The 18,211-nt window shown below is 65.1% G+C and carries 16 protein-coding genes and 1 pseudogene; 6 read left to right on the top strand and 11 right to left on the bottom strand.

What is annotated here, in order from left to right; genetic code table 11:
* Positions 1 to 7 precede the first annotated feature (7 nt).
* Complete coding sequence (locus tag G559_RS0126640) at positions 8 to 454, bottom strand: GNAT family N-acetyltransferase (RefSeq protein WP_028631154.1); 447 nt, start codon at positions 452 to 454, stop codon at positions 8 to 10.
* 307 nt (positions 455 to 761) lie between these two features.
* Between G559_RS0126640 and G559_RS0126645 the strand changes: the two genes are divergently transcribed.
* A complete protein-coding gene (locus tag G559_RS0126645; RefSeq protein ID WP_028631155.1) occupies positions 762 to 2,939 on the top strand; it encodes a malate synthase G in 2,178 nt (725 codons plus the stop codon).
* A 306-nt stretch (positions 2,940 to 3,245) separates the two neighbouring features.
* Here the strand turns inward: G559_RS0126645 and G559_RS0126650 are convergent.
* Positions 3,246 to 3,677: pseudogene (locus tag G559_RS0126650) on the bottom strand (response regulator); the annotation flags it as partial.
* Positions 3,678 to 3,925: 248 nt separating this feature from the next.
* On the opposite strand from G559_RS0126650, the gene G559_RS0126655 reads away from it, so the two are divergent.
* The 3 genes from G559_RS0126655 to G559_RS0126665 all read left to right on the top strand — a co-directional run bounded on the left by G559_RS0126655 (position 3,926) and on the right by G559_RS0126665 (position 7,283).
* A complete protein-coding gene (locus G559_RS0126655; RefSeq protein WP_028631157.1) occupies positions 3,926 to 5,860 on the top strand; it encodes a putative nucleotidyltransferase substrate binding domain-containing protein in 1,935 nt (644 codons plus the stop codon).
* The gene (locus tag G559_RS0126660) at positions 5,857 to 6,561 is read left to right on the top strand and encodes a 3'-5' exonuclease (protein ID WP_028631158.1); all 705 of its coding nucleotides are present in this window, start codon (positions 5,857 to 5,859) and stop codon (positions 6,559 to 6,561) included. The genes G559_RS0126655 and G559_RS0126660 overlap by 4 nt, the downstream gene beginning before the upstream one ends.
* A gap of 98 nt (positions 6,562 to 6,659) precedes the next feature.
* Entirely contained in the window at positions 6,660 to 7,283 is a 624-nt protein-coding gene (locus G559_RS0126665) for a glutathione S-transferase family protein (protein WP_028631159.1), read from the top strand.
* Between the two features lie 98 nt (positions 7,284 to 7,381).
* On the opposite strand, the gene G559_RS0126670 is transcribed toward G559_RS0126665, so the two are convergent.
* The 6 genes from G559_RS0126670 to rloA2 all read right to left on the bottom strand — a co-directional run bounded on the left by G559_RS0126670 (position 7,382) and on the right by rloA2 (position 12,512).
* The gene (locus tag G559_RS0126670; protein WP_028631160.1) at positions 7,382 to 7,699 is read right to left on the bottom strand and encodes a hypothetical protein; all 318 of its coding nucleotides are present in this window, start codon (positions 7,697 to 7,699) and stop codon (positions 7,382 to 7,384) included.
* Between the two features lie 11 nt (positions 7,700 to 7,710).
* Positions 7,711 to 9,060 (bottom strand): cell envelope integrity protein CreD, encoded by a 1,350-nt coding sequence (creD, locus tag G559_RS0126675; protein WP_028631161.1) that lies wholly within the window; start codon positions 9,058 to 9,060, stop codon positions 7,711 to 7,713.
* A 135-nt stretch (positions 9,061 to 9,195) separates the two neighbouring features.
* Complete coding sequence (locus G559_RS0126680; protein WP_028631162.1) at positions 9,196 to 9,630, bottom strand: CBS domain-containing protein; 435 nt, start codon at positions 9,628 to 9,630, stop codon at positions 9,196 to 9,198.
* A 185-nt stretch (positions 9,631 to 9,815) separates the two neighbouring features.
* The gene (gene creC / locus G559_RS0126685) at positions 9,816 to 11,246 is read right to left on the bottom strand and encodes a two-component system sensor histidine kinase CreC (protein ID WP_028631163.1); all 1,431 of its coding nucleotides are present in this window, start codon (positions 11,244 to 11,246) and stop codon (positions 9,816 to 9,818) included.
* Positions 11,246 to 11,932 carry a two-component system response regulator CreB gene (gene creB, locus G559_RS0126690; RefSeq protein WP_028631164.1) on the bottom strand — a complete coding sequence of 229 codons (687 nt, stop codon included), beginning with the start codon at positions 11,930 to 11,932 and terminating at the stop codon, positions 11,246 to 11,248. The genes creC and creB overlap by 1 nt, the downstream gene beginning before the upstream one ends.
* A 67-nt stretch (positions 11,933 to 11,999) precedes the next feature.
* Entirely contained in the window at positions 12,000 to 12,512 is a 513-nt protein-coding gene (gene rloA2 / locus G559_RS0126695; RefSeq protein ID WP_028631165.1) for a retropepsin-like aspartic peptidase RloA2, read from the bottom strand.
* A gap of 191 nt (positions 12,513 to 12,703) precedes the next feature.
* Between rloA2 and G559_RS0126700 the strand changes: the two genes are divergently transcribed.
* The gene (locus G559_RS0126700) at positions 12,704 to 13,597 is read left to right on the top strand and encodes an acyltransferase (RefSeq protein ID WP_028631166.1); all 894 of its coding nucleotides are present in this window, start codon (positions 12,704 to 12,706) and stop codon (positions 13,595 to 13,597) included.
* A 24-nt stretch (positions 13,598 to 13,621) separates the two neighbouring features.
* Here G559_RS0126700 and G559_RS0126705 read toward each other — a convergent pair whose 3' ends face one another.
* Positions 13,622 to 14,275, bottom strand: coding sequence for a DUF2780 domain-containing protein (locus G559_RS0126705; RefSeq protein ID WP_028631167.1), 654 nt, complete (start codon positions 14,273 to 14,275; stop codon positions 13,622 to 13,624).
* Between the two features lie 199 nt (positions 14,276 to 14,474).
* On the opposite strand from G559_RS0126705, the gene G559_RS0126710 reads away from it, so the two are divergent.
* A complete protein-coding gene (locus G559_RS0126710; protein WP_028631168.1) occupies positions 14,475 to 15,728 on the top strand; it encodes a flavohemoglobin expression-modulating QEGLA motif protein in 1,254 nt (417 codons plus the stop codon).
* Positions 15,729 to 15,913: 185 nt separating this feature from the next.
* On the opposite strand, the gene fdhA is transcribed toward G559_RS0126710, so the two are convergent.
* On the bottom strand, positions 15,914 to 17,113 hold the full coding sequence (fdhA, locus tag G559_RS0126715) for a formaldehyde dehydrogenase, glutathione-independent (RefSeq protein ID WP_016490392.1): 1,200 nt from the start codon (positions 17,111 to 17,113) through the stop codon (positions 15,914 to 15,916).
* A gap of 205 nt (positions 17,114 to 17,318) precedes the next feature.
* Positions 17,319 to 18,182, bottom strand: a complete 864-nt coding sequence (gene purU, locus G559_RS0126720) for a formyltetrahydrofolate deformylase (protein ID WP_028631169.1) — start codon at positions 18,180 to 18,182, stop codon at positions 17,319 to 17,321.
* Positions 18,183 to 18,211: the final 29 nt, after the last annotated feature.

An 18,211-nucleotide genomic window follows, 5' to 3' on the forward strand; every position in this document is an offset into this window, starting at 1 on the left:
CCGGGCTTCAGGCCAGGCTCAGCCAGTAGGTATAGAAGACCTCATCGCGCATGTAGCCCAGACGCTCGTAGAGCGCCTGGCCGGCGAGGTTGGTCTTCGCGGTTTCCAGCTGGATGCCGCAGGCGCCGGTCGCTACGGCATGGGCACGGGCGGCGTTCATCAGGTCCTCCCCCACGCCCTGGCGCCGGGCAGTGGGCACTACATAAAGATCGCTCAACAACCAGGCCGGTGCCAGCGCCAGCGACGAGAGAAAGGGATAGAGCTGGGTGAAGCCCAAGGGCGCGCCATCGACACCGCGGGCGATGAGCAGCGTCGAGTCAGCGCGATCCAGGCGCTGTTCGAGAAAAGCGCGGACCTCCGCCGGGGGTCTGGGCACCTGATAGAACTCCAGATAGCCGGAGAAAAGCCGAGTCAGATCATCAAGATCGCTGAACGTGGCGGCACGTACGGGCATGTAAGGGCTCCTGGGCGAATTCGCAGGAGTATAGGAAAGCTCCGAAAAACCCGTGCAGCATCTCGTGCGACGGCCTGTCGCAGTTCCATCGAATAATGAATCGTGTACATTTTTCAGATTTAGCTGGAACAATGCGCTAGTTTTTTGAGAACATTCTGCCCGCCGTTGTGACCGTAACGCAGCTTTTAGTCGCATAGCGACGCGACCCCACTGATTTTCACAACGGCTTCATGTAGTATGCCGCGCTTCGGACTACAAGAAGGGAGACCCCCAGTCCGAACGGATATTGAGCAGAGTGAGGCAAGCAATGACTGAGCGCGTTCAAGTCGGTGGCCTTCAGGTCGCCAGAGTCCTGTTCGACTTCGTGAACAACGAAGCCATCCCCGGAACCGGCATTGCCGCCGACACCTTCTGGGCCGGTGTGGAAGCCGTCATCAATGACCTGGCTCCGAAGAACAAAGCCCTCCTCGCCAAACGCGATGAACTGCAGGCCAAGATCGACGCCTGGCACCAGGCACGTGCCGGTCAGGCTCACGATGCCGTGGCCTACAAGGCGTTCCTCCAGGAGATCGGCTACCTGCTGCCCGAACCGGCCGACTTCAAGGCCACTACCCAGAATGTCGACGAAGAAATCGCCACCATGGCCGGCCCGCAGCTGGTCGTGCCGGTGATGAACGCACGCTTCGCCCTGAACGCGGCCAACGCCCGCTGGGGCTCGTTGTACGACGCGCTGTATGGCACCGATGCCATCAGCGAAGAAGGCGGCGCCGAAAAGGGCAAGGGCTACAACAAGGTCCGCGGTGACAAGGTCATCGCCTTCGCCCGCGCCTTCCTCGACGAAGCCGCGCCGCTGGAAGGTGCTTCCCACGTCGACGCCACCGCCTACACCGTCAAGAACGGCCAACTGGCCGTGACCCTGAAGAGTGGCAACGATGTCGGCCTGAAGAATGCCGCTCAGTTCATCGCTTTCCAAGGCGAGGCAGCCAAGCCCACCGCCGTTCTGCTGAAGAACAACGGCCTGCACTTCGAAATCCAGATCGACCCGACCAGCCCCATCGGCCAGACCGACGCCGCCGGCGTGAAGGACGTGCTGATGGAGTCCGCGCTGACCACCATCATGGACTGCGAAGACTCCGTCGCCGCCGTCGATGCCGACGACAAGGTCGTGGTCTACCGCAACTGGCTGGGCCTGATGAAGGGCGACCTGGCTGAAACCGTCAGCAAGGGCGGCCAGACCTTCACCCGCACCATGAACCCGGACCGCGCCTACACCAAGGCCGATGGCTCCGAGCTGACCCTGCACGGCCGCTCCCTGCTGTTCGTGCGCAACGTCGGCCACCTGATGACCAACCCGGCCATCCTCGACGCCGCTGGCAACGAAGTACCCGAAGGTATCCAGGACGGCCTGTTCACCGGCCTGATCGCCTTGCACAACCTGAAGGGCAACACCAGCCGCAAGAACACCCGCACCGGCTCGATGTACATCGTCAAGCCGAAGATGCACGGCCCGGAAGAAGTGGCCTTCGCCGCCGAAATCTTCAGCCGCGTGGAAGACGTGCTGGGCATGCCGCGCAACACCATGAAAGTCGGCATCATGGACGAAGAGCGCCGTACCACCATCAACCTCAAGGCCTGCATCAAGGCCGCGGCCGAGCGCGTGGTGTTCATCAACACGGGCTTCCTCGACCGTACCGGTGACGAGATCCACACCTCCATGGAAGCCGGCGCCATGGTGCGCAAGGGCGCCATGAAGACCGAGAAGTGGATCGGTTCCTACGAGAACAACAACGTCGACGTCGGCCTGGCCACCGGCCTTCAAGGCAAGGCGCAAATCGGCAAGGGCATGTGGGCCATGCCGGACCTGATGGCCGCCATGCTCGAGCAGAAGATTGGCCACCCGCTGGCCGGCGCCAACACCGCCTGGGTTCCGTCGCCGACTGCCGCCACCCTGCACGCGCTGCACTACCACAAGGTCGACGTATTCGCCCGTCAGGCCGAATTGGCCAAGCGCGCCCCGGCTTCGGTGGACGACATCCTGACCATCCCGCTGGCGCCGAATACCAACTGGACTGCCGAAGAGATCCAGAACGAACTGGACAACAACGCCCAGGGCATCCTCGGCTATGTGGTGCGCTGGATCGACCAGGGTGTCGGCTGCTCCAAGGTGCCGGACATCAACGATGTCGGCCTGATGGAAGACCGCGCCACCCTGCGTATCTCCAGCCAGCTCCTGGCCAACTGGCTGCGCCACGGCGTGGTCAGCCAGGCGCAGATCGTCGAGAGCCTGGAGCGCATGGCCTCGGTGGTCGACCGCCAGAACGCCAGCGACCCGTTGTACCGCCCGATGGCGCCGAACTTCGCCGACAACGTGGCCTTCCAGGCCGCGCTGGAGCTGGTGGTAGAGGGCACCAAGCAGCCCAACGGCTACACCGAGCCGGTCCTGCACCGTCGTCGCCGCGAGTTCAAGGCGAAGAACGGTCTCTAAGACCTGCCCATGAAAAACCGCCCCTCGGGGCGGTTTTTCTTTTTGGGGAAGTCGATTTGATTAGCTATGTCTGCGTTAGCTGTTGCGAGAGATTTGCCAGCGGGCCGAGAGCCAGCTCCTACGGGCAATGCGGCTGCTTGCAACACGTCATGCAGACAGAGCCATTTGATTCGCCAGACATAAAAAAACCGCCTGTCCCTGGCGGTTTCTTCAGGCGCTTTTCAGCGCAATGACCTTCGCTTTGGTTTTCGCTTTCGCCGGCCTGGGACGCACCTCGGGTGGCGGGGCCTTAGGTTCGGGTGCGGTGCCGATCTCGTTGCGCACCAGGTTGGAGAGACGGCTGATGTCCACCGGCTTGAGCAGGAAATCCACGACCTTCATGTGCATCGCCTCGATGGCATCCTGCACGTCGGCGTCACCGGAAATGATGATGACCGGCAGAGTCGCCCGGGCCGACTCGCGCACCTGACGCACCAGTTCGAGGCCGCTGCCGCACTGCATGTGCAGTTCGGTGATCATCAGGCCGATCGAAGGACGGGTGACCAGCAGTGCCAGCGCCTGCTCGCCGCTGTCGGCGGTGATGCACGGGATGCCCTTCGCGACGAGTTCGTCGGCCAGGGCGTCGCGCCCGGCCTCGTCGTCGTCCACTAGCAGAACACTGGGCGGCGCGCTGGGTACGCGCATGATTTCTTCAAGCGCTTGCAGCTCGGCTTCGCTCAGCAGGTCACCGTAACTCATGGGGTCGTCCTCGAAAGGGGCCTCCGTGGCAGGCCCAACTACCCTCACCAGTAGCTTTAGCACAGGGCACGCAGCTCCGATGCGCAAAATGCACGCAAGTTCCCGTGCAAAATGCGGCATCCGCCAAACGGTAGCGGCCTACCCGATTTTCCGACGACCTGCTTGCCTGCCTTTAGACTTACGTCCAATTTGTGTCCCCCGTTGCCGCGCGCAGCATGGTTCCTCTAACAAGAACAGCAGGCATCAGCATGAACAAGGCAGACGCCTTCGCCCACGCCGGCAAACAGGCGGTGATGCAGAACATCCACGGCACCATGGAGTTCCTGCAGAAGTATCCGCCGTTCAACCAGATGGAAAGCGCCCACCTCGCCTTCCTCGTCGAGCACTGCCTGCTGCGCTTCTATGCTGCTGGCGACTCCATCATCAAGCCCCAGGACGGGCCGGTAGAGCACTTCTACATCGTCAAGCAGGGCCGCGTGGTGGGTGAACGCCCGCACTCGGCCCGGCGGGGCACTGAAACCACGTTTGAGATCGCCAGCGGTGAATGCTTCCCGCTGGCCGCCCTGCTCGGCGAGCGCGCTACCCGCACCGAACACCTGGCCGGCGAAGACACCTTCTGCCTGCTGCTCGGCAAGGCAGCCTTCGTCAAGCTGTTCGCCCTCTCCAATCCCTTCCGCGACTTCGCCCTGCGCGGGGTCAGCAGCCTGCTCGACCAGGTCAACCAGCAGGTCCAGCTCCGCGCCGTAGAGACCCTCGGCGCCCAGTATTCCCTGGACACCCGCCTGGGCGAATTGGCGGTGCGCCAGCCCATCGCCTGCCTGCCGGACCTGCCACTGCGCGACGCCGTCCGGCTGATGCACGAACAGCAGGTAGGCAGCATCGTGATCGTCGACACCCGGCAACGACCGCAGGGCATCTTCACCCTGCGCGACCTGCGCCGGGTGATCGCCGACGCCAGCGCCGACCTCTCCCAGCCCATCGCGGTAGTCATGACCCAGGCTCCCTTCCACCTGCCGCCCGAAGCCAGCGCCTTCGATGCCGCCCTGGCGATGACCGAACGGCACATCGCCCACGTCTGCGTGGTCGGCGGCGAGCGCTTGCTGGGGGTGGTATCCGAGCGCGACCTCTTCTCCTTGCAGCGGGTCGACCTGGTGCACCTGGCGCGCACCATTCGCCACGCTGGCCGCGTCGAGACCCTGGCCGCCCTGCGCGGCGAGATTCAGCGCCTGGTGGACAACATGCTGGCCCACGGCGCCAGTTCGACCCAGATCACTCGCATCATCACCCTGCTCAACGACCACACCGTGTGCCGGGTGATCGAGCTGACGATCGAGGAAATGGGCGACCCGGGCATTCCCTTCACCTGGCTCTGCTTTGGTAGCGAAGGGCGCTCCGAACAGACCCTGCACACCGACCAGGACAACGGCATCCTCTTCGAGGCGGCCGATGCAGTGGACGCCGCCGCCATTCGCGGACGCCTTCTGCCACTGGCTGAACGCGTCAACCAGTACCTGGCCCAATGCGGATTCGAGCTGTGCAAGGGCGGCATCATGGCCGGCAACCCGCAACTCTGCCTGTCGCGCAGCGAATGGAGCCGGCGCTTCGCCAGCTTCGTCCGCGAGGCGACGCCGGAGAACCTCTTGGGCTCAAGCATCTATTTCGACCTGCGCGCCGTCTGGGGCCCCACTGAGGGCTGCGAGGCGCTGCAGCGGGAACTACTGGTACTGGTCGCCGACAACAGCCTGTTCCAGCGCATGCTGGCCGACACCGCCCTGCGTCAACGCCCGCCGGTGGGGCGATTCCGGGATTTCGTGGTGGCCCGCAAAGGCGCCGAGAAAGACACCCTCGACCTCAAGGTGCAAGGCCTGACGCCCTTCGTCGACGGCGCCCGGCTGCTTGCGCTGGCCCATGGCATCAGCGCCTGCGGCACCCTGGAGCGCCTGCGCCAACTGGTGGAGCGCGAAGTAGTGGACGCCCAGGATGGGGCCGCCTATGAAGAGGCCTATCACTTCATCCAGCAGACCCGCATGCAACAGCACCAGCAGCAGGCGCGGCAGGGCCTGCCCTACTCCAACCGGCTCGATCCGGACACGCTCAACCACCTGGACCGGCGCATCCTGCGCGAGTCCTTCCGTCAGGCCCAGCGCCTGCAATCCAGCCTGGCGCTACGTTATCAACTATGAACGGTTTCCCCTGGTTCTCCCGCCGCACGCCCCTGGACCCGGTCATCGCCGCCCGTCGCGATGGCCTCCCCGATCCCCAGCCACTGGACGAACGCCCCCTGCGTCAGCAGCGCTTCGTCGTGCTGGACCTGGAAACCAGCGGCCTGAACATGAGTCGTGACCTGGTGCTGTCCATCGGCGCAGTGAGCATCGACGACGGTGCCATCGACCTCGGCAACCAGTTCGAATGCACCCTGCAGCGCGACACCGGCAAGCTCAACGCCAGCGTGCTGATTCATGGCATCGCACCGAGCGAGCTGGCCGCCGGCGTGGAACCGGCCGAAGCCCTGCTGAGTTTCATGGAGTTTCTCGGTGACAGCCCGCTGCTGGCCTTCCACGCCACCTTCGACCAGCGCATGCTGAGCCGCGCCCTCAAGCAGGACCTCGATCACCGCCTGCGCCACTGTTTCCTGGACATTGCCGAACTGGCCCCGATGCTGTGTCCGGAGGCTGGCATCCGCAACGGCGGCCTGGATGAGTGGGTGGAATACTTCGGCTTGCACGTGCAGCAACGCCATAACGCCAGTGCCGATGCCCTGGTCACGGCCGAAATCGCCCTGATCCTGTTCAGCCGCGCCCGCCGCCAGGGGCTGGAGAGCCCCGCCGCACTGGCCTCCGCCCTGTCCCGCTGGCAGCGCCGACAGCACGCTCCCGCGCTCTGAGGCGAGAGTCCCGCCCAAAGCGCCGCCCCGCCTGCCCGGCAGCATTCCAATGCGGTATAACTGCGCCATTACACCGCTGCAGCCGCCGAGGTCCCCGCATGAGCGCCGCCCTGACCCTGTTCTTCTCCCCCACTTCCCCGTACGTCCGCAAGGTCATGGTGCTACTGCATGAAACCGGTCAACTGGACGCGGTCAGCCTGCACGGCGTGACCCTGACCCCGGTGAACCCAAGCGCGGAGGTGAACGAACACAACCCCGCGGGCAAGATCCCCGCCCTGCAACTGGCCGACGGCAGCGTGTTGCACGACAGCCGGGTGATCCTCGACTACTTCGACCACCAGCATGGCGGCGAGCCGCTGATCCCCCGCGACGGTGCAACGCGCTGGCGGCGCCTGACCCTGGCCTCCCTGGCCGACGCGGTGCTGGATGCCGCCATTCTGGTGCGCTACGAAACCTTCCTGCGCCCCGAAGACAAACGCTGGGACGATTGGGTCATGGGCCAATGCAGCAAGATCGACCGCGCCCTGGAAACCTTCGAGCAATCCGCCGACGAGCTGGACGAACGCTTCGACGTGGCAGCCATCAGTGCCGCCTGTGCCCTGGGCTACCTGGACTTCCGCATGCCCGACCTAAACTGGCGCCGAGACTGCCCGAAGCTGGCGGCCTGGTACTCAGCCGTCAACCAGCGTCCTTCGCTGCAGGCCACTGCGCCGGCGCCCTGATACCAGGCGCGGAGGCGGCAGACAGGCGTTGAACAGCCTGTCCAGCTCCGCCGCCAGTTTCGCAACCCGTTCTTGATCCTCGCGCAGCCCCAGCAGTCTCATTGCAGAACTCCCGCACGTCGGTACCAGAACCAGAAGAAGCCCACCGCCATGAGCAGCGCGCCCTGCCCCAGTGCCGCAAAGAGTTCGAGGAAGGAACGCACTGCCGGGTTGTGGGCGGCGTCCAGCACGCCAGTCAGTCCTTGCCAGAAGCTATCCGGCAGCAGCCACAGGGCGAGGCCCGCCAGGGGTTTTCCGGTGAATAGCCAGAGGTCGATGAAGCCGAAGGCTCCGGCGAACATCAGGCCACCCAGGACCAGCACCGAAATCGCCAGGCCAAGCAGGAAGCAGCCGCCGAATTGCATCAGTACACGCATGACCGTCCTCCTCAGTTACCGCTGGCCGGCTGAGCGCGGCCAACGCCGTACCAGTCCAGCTTGCGGGTCAGCACCATCACGCAGGCGAGCAGGCCGAACACCAGCAGCGAGCCCATCAGCAGCGCGTAGTCCTCGGCGCTGAGCAAGCCGTAGAGCATCCCGTAGAGCGCCGCCAGTGCCAGGGTGAAGCCGCCACCGCGCATCCAGCTGTGCAGCACATGACTGACATAGAAACCCACCAACGCCACGCAGGCGGACGCCGAAATGGCGTAGGCCAGCGCAAACTCCAGGTGCTCGGAGAGCGACAACAGCAGCAGGTAGAAGAACGCCAGGGCCAGGCCCACCAGGCCGTACTGCACCGGGTGCACCGCCAGGCGCTTGAGCACTTCCACCAGGAAGAAACCGGCGAAGGTCAGGGCCACGAACAGCAGGGCGTACTTGATCGCGCGGTCGGTCTTCAGGTACTGGTCCACCGGGTCGACGAAGCTCACGCCGAAGTCCCGCGAGTAGAAGGCGTTGCACTGCTCCTCGCCGACGCAATCGGCCAGGGCCTCCTGCAGGTTGGTGGCGAAGAAGCTGGTCTGCCAGGTCGCGGAAAAGCCTTGGGCGCTGATGCTGCGCTCACTGGGCAGGAACTCGCCGATGAAGCTCGGGTGCGGCCAGGGCGAGCTCAGCTCCACCCGCGAGTCACGACCCACCGGTGTCACGCTCAGGCTGGAAGTACCTTGCAGCTTGAGGTCGAAGGCGAAGTCGAGGCTCTGCACAACCCCGGCCTGCAAAGCGGCCAGCGGCACATGCACACCGCCGTTGAGCAGGCGGTCGCCAGTGCCGGGTTGGAAGTCCAGGGACTGGCCGTTCAGGCGCAGCTTCAGGGCGTTGCCGATGCCGCGGATATCACTGATGCCCACCGCCAGGAAAGGCTGCTCGAAGCGGTAGTCCGCCAGGTCCTCGCTAATACCGTAGTTGGCCGGCACCAGGATCTGCCCACTGATCTGGCTGTCGCTCTTGTACAGCCGAGCCTTGTAGATGCCACGCGCGCGCAGCTCGGTGTCGACGCTGCCGGTCAGGTTGAAGTGCTCGGGGAGAAAGTACAGCCGGCTGCTCACCTCCCGCTCTTCCAGGCGGCGTTGGCCGGTCTGCTCATAGGTCTTCCACTCGCGCACCGTGCGCTTGTAGGGCACCACCAGGATCGGCCCGGTGATCCGCTGGCTGTAGCTGGAACTCTGGGCGATGTTGGCCAACACACCCTCGCGCGCCACCTGGCGCTCGCTGATCAGGCCATCGATCAGCATCAGCGGAATCATCAGTAGCAGCATCAGCAGGGCGATGGTGCCCAACTTGAAGCCCAGGGTACGGGTCATGGCGACTCTCCTTGTGTTGTGGTGGGGAGAGTCTGGGGAGCGCCCGAGGTGGGCTTATGGGGGATATGTGGAGATTGTGTGGGGAATGGGGGCAATGAATTCGCCCCCACAAGGTGTCCAAGCCAGGCAGATGAACTAAGCGCCGCGAATGTACTGCTCCAGATGCTGGATCAGGCTTTCCTGCTCCGCGGTGATGTCGCGCACCAGGTCGCGGATGGAGAGCAGGCCCACCAGCTTGCCGTCCTGCAGCACCGGCAGGTGGCGCAAGTTCTTCTCGGTCATCAGTTGCATGCAGTACTGGTTGCTGTCACGCGGGGTCACCACGAAAAGGTTGGAGGTCATCACCTCTTCGATGGTGGTGGCGTAGGCAGAGCGCTCCAGGGCCGCGACGCGGCGTACGAAATCACGCTCGGTGACGATGCCTACCAACTCGCCGCCCTGCATCACCACCAACGCGCCGATGTCTTTGTCGGCCATCAGCAGGGCGGCCTCCAGAACGGTGGTGGTGGGATCGACGCTGAACAGCTGGGTGTGGGATTTGGCTCTGAGAATTTCGGCGACTGTTTTCATCCGGCAGCTCCTTAAGGGCCTGTGTTTCTTGTAGTCGAAGCTCGGCGCTGTGCATAAGAGCCGCATCAAGAATCAAGCCAAAACCTGGTTACAGGGTGATAACGCCCGCCGAAAGTGTGGGCGCCCCTTGGTCAATTTATAGCCGATAGCGGAAGCGGCTGACGCTGCCGGGCGGCGGCCGCGTGTCAATCCGCGACGGCGGGAAGTCGCAGGCAGGCCAGAACGCCGTTATCGATATTCCGCACCAGGAGTTCGCCGCCATGGAGTTCGGCGACTTCCTGCACGAAATTGAGGCCGAGGCCGGTGCTCTTGCGCCCCGTTGCGGGGCGCGGCAGGGAATAGAACCGCTCGGTAAGCCGCGGCAAAGCGAACTCGGGGATGGGCTCGCCCTGGTTGAAAAGCCGTAGTTCCAGCGAGGTGCCTTGTGGCGCTGCGTCCAGCCGCAGCTGGCCACCGGGCGGGGTGAAGTCGAGGGCGTTGTCCAGCAGGTTGGCCAGGGCCTGGCTGATCAGGAAGCGCTCGCCCATCACGCACAATTCCGGTGCGATTCGGTTTTCAACCTTGAGCACGCCCGCCTCGATGCGCGCCGCCTGGGCCTGCAGCAGCGTGTCGACAAGCTCGCGCAACGGCACCGAAGCCCGCTCCTCCAGGCCTTGGCGCTGCTCCACCTGGGCCAGATTGAGCAGGCGCTCGATCAGCTGCTGCAAGCGTGCGCCCTCGTTGCCGATGTTGGCCACGAAACGCTGCCGCTGCTCCGCCGGCATCTCGCCCTCCAGCAACTCGGCAGCACCACGGATGGCGGCCAGGGGGCTCTTCAATTCGTGTGTCAGGGTGTGTACGTATCGCTCGACGTACGCCTTGCCTTCCAGTTGGGTGCGCATGCGCTCCACCGCCGCCGCCAACTGCCGAAGCTCGCCACCGCTCATGGCCGGTAGCTCCGCGCGCTGCCCCTCGCTCACGGCCTGGGCATAGTCACGCAGGCGGCGCAGCGATCGGCTGAGCCACCAGGAGAGCAGCCCGCCCACCAGCAGGCCGAGGCCGATCAACCCGGCGCCGAGCCAGGCCAGGCGCGTCTGCGAGCGCTCGATGTAGGGTTGCAGCGAGGCGTTGGGCTTGGCTACGGAGACGACGCCGATGATCCGTTCGCCATCGCGAATCGGCGCCGCGACATACATGACCGACGAATCCGGGTCGTTCGGGTCCTCACGGGTGGAGCGGGCGCCGTACTGGCCGCGCAGGGTCCGGTAGACGTCGTTCCAGCGCGAGTAGTCCTGGCCCACGGCCGCGCCGCTGGAGTCGAGCAGCACGACGCCCTTGTCATCGGTGACGTAGATACGGTGGTTCACCTGCGTCTTGCGCACGCCCCAGATGTCGGCGCCCGGCTGGCGCTGGCCGTAGGCACGCAGCAGTTCGGGCAGGCGGCCCTGGTCCAGGGTGCCGGCGCGCACCTCGTCTCGGAGGATTTCCGCCAGCAGGTTGGCCGTGTCCACCAGGGTCTCCTCGGTGGACTGGCGCACGCCGGGACGGATCTCGTCCATCACCGTGCTGAGCACGAACCAACTGGCCAGGCCGACGAAAAGGAAGTAGGCCAGGAAAATGCGAATGCCCAACGGCATCAGGCGTGGCTCGGCGCGTAGCTGTAGCCCAGGCCGCGATGGGTCTGGATGGGTTCGGCAGCCGGCGCCACCTGGCGCAGCTTGGCGCGCAGGCTTTTTATGTGGCTGTCGATATTGCGCTCGTAGCCTGCATCGGCGGACACGCCCAGGGCGTCCAGCAGCTGTTCACGGCTGAACACGCGCTCGGGCTGCGCCAGCAAGGTCTGCAGCAAGCGGAACTCGTGCCGGGTCAGCCCCAGGAGTTGGCCATGGTAGTGAATGCGCACACGCTCGCCATCCACCAGGAAGGGGCCGTCGGCAACCGGCGCGGGGGCCGGGTCACGCGGCGCTGTGCGCTTGAGGATGGCGCGGACCCGCGCGGCCACTTCGCGAGGGCTGAAGGGCTTTACCACGTAGTCGTCGGCGCCGATCTCCAGCCCCACTACACGGTCGATCTCGGCATTGCGTGCGGTAAGGAACAGCACCGGCACCTCGGAGAAGCGCCGCAGCGTCTTGCATAGCTCGAAGCCGCTGGTGTCCGGCAGTCCCACGTCGAGGATGACCAGGTCCACAGCCTGCTGGCGCAACAGTTCCAGCGCCGGGCCGCCGAGGCTCAGCCAGGTGGTGGCGTTGCCATCGGCTTCGAGGGCGTAGATCAGGGTGTCGGCGATGGCGGCTTCATCTTCGACGATGAGGATGTGCGGCATGGGCGTCCTGGCTCATGGAAATGCGCCGACGTTGCCCCATGCCACTTGCCCCGTCAATCCGTGCCAATCAGCACTGGGGCTTGCCGGCGGTGAACTTGCGCCCCGCGTAGATCGCGGCCTTGAATTCGCGCAGGGCCTTGGCGCCGATCAACAGCGGGTAGTTGAAGCTGGAACGGTCGGTGAGGTTCACCTCTACCGTGCGCTTGGCGCCCCCCAGGCACATTTCCATGTCGACTACCGGGCGCTTGGAAATCTCCGCCGTGGGCGCTTCGTCTTCGTCGCCCAGTTCGTCGGCGCGGTTCTTGATCTTGCTGATCCGCGACAGGCGATGTTCGAACAGCGTGTCATCGGCGTCCTTGGTGGCCAGGCGGAAACGCACCCATTCCTCGCCGTCACGCTTGAAGCGCTCGATATCCTTGGCCGACAGGGACGCAGTGAGGGCGCCGGTGTCCATCTTGGCTTTCAGGGTCTGGCCGATTTCCGGCAGGCGCACATATTCGTAACGGCCATAGAGTGTGGGCTCCGGGGCGGCGACAGCGGGTAACGCCACCAGCGCAAGCAGGGCAATCAGGGGTTTCAACGCAGCATCTCCTGGTTGAGGGGTACGGTTCTGGGACTGGCCGAAGGGGAAAATGGTTCGCCGTCGACGCGCCAGCGAGTGCCCGAAGCATACTCGCCCCCTTGCGGGTAGCAAGGCTCCCGACCGCTCGTCGCATCCGCGTCGACTGGTTATGATGGCGCGCACACCAGAGGACAAGGAGCCGAGGACTCATGCAGGTACTGTTGACCGGAATCGCCACCACCCTGCTGCTCTTGCTCAACACCCTGATCCTGATTGGCCCGATGCTGGCCATCGCCCTGCTCAAGCTGATCCTGCCCGGCCAGGCCCTGCACGATGCCTGTTCCCGCGGGGTGATGTGGGTCGCCGAAGCCTGGGCCGAGAACTGCAAGCGCATCTTCGCCCTTCTCACGCCCACCCGCTGGGAGATCCGTGGCGGCGAAGGGCTACGCAACGACACCTCCTACCTGGTCATCAGCAACCACCAGTCCTGGGTGGACATCCCCGCGCTGGTCCAGGCGTTCAACCGCAAGGCGCCCTACTTCAAGTTCTTCCTGAAGAAGGAGCTGATCTGGGTCCCGCTCCTCGGCCTGGCCTTCTGGGCCCTCGACTACCCCTTCATGAAGCGCTACAGCAAGGCCTTCCTCGACAAGCACCCGGAGATGAAAGGCAAAGACCTGGAAATCACCAAGGCCGCCTGCGAGAAGTTCAAGCGCATGCCGGTGACCGTGGTGAACTACCTCGAAGGCACCCGCTTCACCCCCGTCAAACACGCCAACCAGGGCTCACCCTACCAGCACCTTCTGAAGCCCAAGGCCGGCGGCGTGGCCTTCGTCCTGGCGGCCCTGGGCGAGCAACTGGACGCCATCCTCGACGTCACCCTGGTCTATCCCGGCCAGGGCGTGCCGGGCTTCTGGGCACTGATTTCCGGCCAGGTGCCACGGGTGATCGTGGACATCCAGACCCGCGAACTGGACCCGGCCCTGTGGCAGGGCGACTACGAGAACGACGGGGAATTCCGCCAATACGTGCAGGCCTGGGTCAGCCGGCTCTGGCAGGAGAAGGACGCGCGCATCAGCCAACTGCGCGCGGAGCTGCAGGGGTAGGCGCGGACGCCTGCCCCTCTCGCATCAGGTTGACAGACCGTTCACCGGGACCGCCTGCCCGGCCGGGTTGACCGGGCTGGAGGGCACCGGCGGCGTGGTCCACTTCCACAGATTGCCGAGGCTCTGCAGTAGCGAGTCAGCCAGACCCTGCTGGCCAAGGAAGGAGAGGATCAGCGGGGCGAACTGGCCGATCAGGCCGCTATCCATTCCCAGGGATCCGAAAGCCTGGCTCACATCCGTCATGTTGTTCATCGGCTGACCGGCGAGCACGCCGGCCTGATTGCCCAGACCACCACCCGCGATGCTGCCCGCCTGCTGCCCCAGCAGACCACCGAGACTGCTGAGCAGGCCCTGGGTGTTGGGGTCGGTGAGCATGCCCACGCCCGGCACCGCCTGGTCCAGTTGGGCGAACTGGTCAGCCGGCAAGTTGTTGCGCGCCAGGCCGAACAGCGCTGCGGCGCCGCCAATGGCCTGCTCCGGGGTAATCTGCAACTGGCCGCCCAACTGCTCCAGCAACGCGGCAGATTCCGCCGGCTCGATCCCCGGCGCCTTGTCCTCCTGACTACCCGCGCCGCTTGCGGCGGCAGCAGCGACGACGTCGCCCAGGGTAACGGCGAACACCGGGCTGGCGGCCAGACTGAGCAGGACGGCCAGGGTCAGGCTTCGGGAAGTGTGCATAAGTCGACCTCAAGGAAAAGTCCGCGCCGGAACACTACGTACCGGCCGGTGAGCGGAGGCTCACCCCTATGACTGCGCAGAAGCGGGCCGTGTTCCCGGCGTTCTGTCGGGTAAGTTCTCCGACCTCCCGAAGAGCGGGCACGCTTGTCCGCGCAAGCGATGAGCTAGCCTGAAATGACCTCCCTCCTGGCCATTTCCCATGAACGAATCCCGCCTGGCCGAACTCGATGCCGCCCTCCCCGGCTTGGCGCGCAAGATCCGCGTACTCGACGCCATTGCCTGGCCGGACGGCATCGAAGACCACTTCCTCGCCGAATGGCGCGCCGGACGACCCACGCTGCCCAAGGTCGAACTCGCCCCGCGGGACCACAGTGTTGATATTGAGGCGCTGGAAGGGCTCGCCCACCAGTGCGACACCGGCCACCCGGCTGGCGCTTTCCTGGCGGCCACCGCCCGCAGCTACGCCTGCGCCGGACGCATGCTGGGCGCCATCGGCACCTCGGATTTCACCCACTACTCCGCACGCCTCTACCAGCGTCCCGACCACTATTACGAGCGGCAGAAGATGACGCCGCTGGATGCCGCACGCTTCTTCCTCGACACCACCGACGCCCTGCTGGACAGCCGGCGCATTCCCGCGACCGACGCGAATATCCCGGCCGAAGACTTCGCCACCTGGATGCGCGCCGAAGTGGATGCCTTCTTCGGCCCTGGTGAGGTTCGCGTGGTGCTGGACCCGGACCTCGCGTCCAAGGCCATCGCCGGAGCCACGCGCATTCGCCTGCGGGCCTCGGCGCGCTTTTCCGAGCTGGACAAGGCGCAGCTCCTCCAGCACGAAGCCTTCGTCCATGTCGGTACTGCGCTGAACGGCCGCGCCCAGAAGCACCTCACCAGCCTGGCTTTGGGCGCACCGCGCACCACCCTGACCCAGGAAGGCATCGCCATGCTCGCCGAGCTGCTGACCGGCAGCATCGACATCCAGCGCCTGCGCCGCGTCGCCCTGCGGGTGGTCGCTGTGCAGCAGGCCCTGGACGGCGCGGACTTCATCGACGTGTTCAAGGGCTTTCTGGAAGCGGGACAGTCGGAGGAAGAATCCTTCCGCTCAACCCAGCGCGTATTCCGCGGCGCTGATGTGCGTGGTGGGGGCGCCTTCACCAAGGACGCCTGTTATGTGATCGGCATGCTCGGCGTGCACACCCTGCTCAGGGTTGCGGTACGCGACAACCGCCCGGAGCTGCTTCGCCAGCTGTTCGCCGGTCGCATGACCACCGGCGACGTCGTAACCCTGGCGCCCTTGTTCGAGTCTGGCTGGCTGCAACAACCGCGCTTCGTGCCGCCCTGGGCCGCCGACCTGCGTCGTCTCGCGGCCGCGCTGGCGTTCTCGGCCTTCGTCGGGCGGATCAAGCTGGACGTGGTGGACCTCAAGCGGTTCGTGGAGCTGGAAGAAGAATGACCGGCGGAACATCCCGTAGGATGGCGTAGAGCGAAGCGAAACCCATCTTTCGCGGTTGATGGATAGCACGCCGTCTCCACTCATCCCCGGCCCCTCTGGCCACAAACAAAAAAAGGAGCCCGAAGGCTCCTTGAGGGACAGACGCCGCGGCTGTCACATCACGGCGTCGGGGGTCTTGCAGTCGATCACGCGGCGCTGAAGGTCTTGTGCGGGTCGATGACGAATTTCTTCGGCACGCCGGCATCGAACTCGCCGTAGCCACGCGGTGCGTCATCCAGGCTGATGACCTGCACGCCGACCACTTCAGCGATGTTGATGCGGTCCCACATGATGGCCTGCATCAGCGCGCGGTTGTACTTCATCACCGGGGTCTGGCCGGTGTGGAAGCTGTGGGATTTCGCCCAGCCGAGGCCGAAGCGGATGCTCAGGGCACCGATCTTGGCGGCGGCATCCACCGCGCCCGGGTCTTCGGTGACGTAGAGGCCGGGGATACCGATCTTGCCGGCCACGCGGGTGACCTGCATCAGCGAGTTGAGCACGGTGGCCGGGGCTTCATGTTGCGCACCGGAATGGCCATGGCCACGGGCTTCGAAGCCCACGGCGTCGACCGCGCAGTCCACTTCCGGCTCGCCCAGCAGGGCGGCGATCTGCTCGTGCAGCGGGGTGTCCAGCGACAGGTCGGCGATTTCGAAGCCGACGGCCTTGGCATGGGCCAGGCGCACCGGGTTCACGTCACCGACGATGACCACGGCCGCGCCCAGCAGGCGGGCGGAGGCAGCCGCGGCCAAACCGACGGGGCCGGCACCGGCGACATACACGGTACTGCCCGGGCCGACGCCGGCGGTGACCGCACCGTGGTAGCCGGTCGGCAGGATGTCGGAGAGGCAGGTCAGGTCACGGATTTTCTCCATGGCCTTGTCGCGGTCCGGCAGCTTCAGCAGGTTGAAGTCGGCGTACGGCACCAGCACGTATTCGGCCTGGCCGCCGGTCCAGTCGCCCATGTCGACATAGCCGTAGGCGCCGCCGGCGCGGGCCGGGTTGACGGTGAGGCAGACGCCGGTGTGCTGTTCCTTGCAGGAGCGGCAGCGGCCGCACGCGACGTTGAAGGGTACGGAAACCAGGTCGCCGATCTTCAGGTTCTCGACGTCGCTGCCCTTCTCGATCACCTCGCCGGTGATCTCATGGCCAAGCACGAGGCCGACCTGGGCGGTGGTACGGCCGCGCACCATGTGCTGGTCCGAGCCGCAGATGTTGGTGGAGACGACTTTCAGGATGACCCCGTGTTCGATCTTCTTGCCACGCGGGTCCTGCATTTTGGGGTAGTCGATCTTCTGGACTTCGACCTTCCCCGAACCGAGATAAACGACACCACGATTACCAGACATGCGTAATTCTCCGTTGTTGTTGTGAATACAAAGGCGCGACCGACGGCCACGCGGCCTTGCACTGGAGCTTGCGTCTGTTGCCGGAAACCGCCGGTTAAACCTGGCAGGGCGGGTTCCTCAAGTAGGGTGGGCTTCAGCCCACCAATAGAGCTTTACGTTGCGACTGGTGGGCTGAAGCCCACCCTACAGCCGGGTAGCCACGTGATCAGGCGTTGAGCACCACCGTGCGGTTGGCGTTGAGGAACACGCGGCGTTCGATGTGATAGCCCACGGCCTTGGCCAGGGTCAGGCACTCGATGTCGCGGCCCTTGGCGATCAGGTCTTCGGGGTAATGCGCGTGATCTACCGCTTCGACGCCCTGGGCGATGATCGGGCCTTCGTCCAGGTCGTTGTTGATGTAATGCGCCGTGGCCCCCACCAGCTTGACGCCCTTCTGGTACGCCTGGTGGTAGGGCTTGGCACCCTTGAAGCCGGGCAGCAGCGAGTGGTGGATGTTGATCGCCCAGCCATCGAGCCTTTTGCACAGTTCGGGCGACAGCACCTGCATGTAGCGGGCGAGGACCACCAGCTCGGCGCCGGTCTCCTCGATCACCTGCATCACACGGCGCTCCTGCGCGGGCTTGTCGTTGGGATCGAGGGGGAAATGGTGATAGGGAATCCCGTGCCAGCGGGCGAGCGGCTCCAGGTCCGGGTGGTTGGACACCACCGCGACCACATCCATGGCCAACTGGCCGATACGCTGGCGATAGAGCAGGTCGTTCAGGCAGTGATCGGCCTTGGACACCATCAGCACCACCTTGGCGCGATAGCCCGGCGGCGTCAGCTCCACCTGCATGTCGAAGGGCGCCAGGCGCTCGGCCAGGCCAGCGCGGAACGACTGTTCGTCGAAGTCGTCCGGCTGGCGGAACTCGACCCGGATGAAGAAGCGCGAGGACAGCCGGTCATCGAAGGAGTGGTGCTCGGTGACGTAGCAACGCTGCTCGAAGAGAAAGCGTGTCACCGCATCCACGGTACCGAGCACGCTCGGGCAGTGGGCGGTGAGAATCCAGGTATCGGGTGTGCGGCTCATATGCGGACTCCGATGTTTGTCTCCCCTCT

Source organism: Metapseudomonas resinovorans DSM 21078, assembly GCF_000423545.1.
GTDB classification, from domain to species: domain Bacteria; phylum Pseudomonadota; class Gammaproteobacteria; order Pseudomonadales; family Pseudomonadaceae; genus Metapseudomonas; species Metapseudomonas resinovorans.

Coding starts and splice junctions, on each gene's coding strand:
- G559_RS0126640 (WP_028631154.1), bottom strand. CDS start 454: ATGCCCGTACGTGCCGCCACGTTCAGCGATCTTGATGATCTGACTCGG.
- G559_RS0126645 (WP_028631155.1), top strand. CDS start 762: ATGACTGAGCGCGTTCAAGTCGGTGGCCTTCAGGTCGCCAGAGTCCTG.
- G559_RS0126655 (WP_028631157.1), top strand. CDS start 3,926: ATGAACAAGGCAGACGCCTTCGCCCACGCCGGCAAACAGGCGGTGATG.
- G559_RS0126660 (WP_028631158.1), top strand. CDS start 5,857: ATGAACGGTTTCCCCTGGTTCTCCCGCCGCACGCCCCTGGACCCGGTC.
- G559_RS0126665 (WP_028631159.1), top strand. CDS start 6,660: ATGAGCGCCGCCCTGACCCTGTTCTTCTCCCCCACTTCCCCGTACGTC.
- G559_RS0126670 (WP_028631160.1), bottom strand. CDS start 7,699: ATGCGTGTACTGATGCAATTCGGCGGCTGCTTCCTGCTTGGCCTGGCG.
- creD (WP_028631161.1), bottom strand. CDS start 9,060: ATGACCCGTACCCTGGGCTTCAAGTTGGGCACCATCGCCCTGCTGATG.
- G559_RS0126680 (WP_028631162.1), bottom strand. CDS start 9,630: ATGAAAACAGTCGCCGAAATTCTCAGAGCCAAATCCCACACCCAGCTG.
- creC (WP_028631163.1), bottom strand. CDS start 11,246: ATGCCGTTGGGCATTCGCATTTTCCTGGCCTACTTCCTTTTCGTCGGC.
- creB (WP_028631164.1), bottom strand. CDS start 11,932: ATGCCGCACATCCTCATCGTCGAAGATGAAGCCGCCATCGCCGACACC.
- G559_RS0126700 (WP_028631166.1), top strand. CDS start 12,704: ATGCAGGTACTGTTGACCGGAATCGCCACCACCCTGCTGCTCTTGCTC.
- G559_RS0126705 (WP_028631167.1), bottom strand. CDS start 14,275: ATGCACACTTCCCGAAGCCTGACCCTGGCCGTCCTGCTCAGTCTGGCC.
- G559_RS0126710 (WP_028631168.1), top strand. CDS start 14,475: ATGAACGAATCCCGCCTGGCCGAACTCGATGCCGCCCTCCCCGGCTTG.
- fdhA (WP_016490392.1), bottom strand. CDS start 17,113: ATGTCTGGTAATCGTGGTGTCGTTTATCTCGGTTCGGGGAAGGTCGAA.
- purU (WP_028631169.1), bottom strand. CDS start 18,182: ATGAGCCGCACACCCGATACCTGGATTCTCACCGCCCACTGCCCGAGC.